The 250-nt window shown below is 58.4% G+C and carries 1 pseudogene; it reads left to right on the forward strand.

Annotated features, from left to right (window positions below):
• Nucleotides 1–127, forward strand: a pseudogene (locus tag RNC47_RS37510) (IS481 family transposase); the annotation flags it as partial.
• Nucleotides 128–250 lie beyond the last annotated feature (123 nt).

Raw genomic sequence — 250 nt, forward strand, 5'->3', positions numbered from 1 at the left:
CAACGCCGAACGCACCGCAGCCCTGACAGACTTCCTCCACACCTACAACCACCACCGCTGCCACACCGCACTCGCAGGCCAACCACCCACAAGCCGCGTCAACAACCCTGCGGGTCAATACAGCTAGATGAGTAAGTCCTAACGGCTGGTGGGGTGCATGAACGAGGTGAGGGTGTTCAAGATCCGGTTGTGTCGACCGACCTGAACACCCTCATCACGGCACTGTACGTGAAGATCGATGACGATCTGA

Origin of the sequence: Streptomyces millisiae, from assembly GCF_031845425.1 — a bacterium.
Classification (GTDB): domain Bacteria; phylum Actinomycetota; class Actinomycetes; order Streptomycetales; family Streptomycetaceae; genus Streptomyces; species Streptomyces millisiae.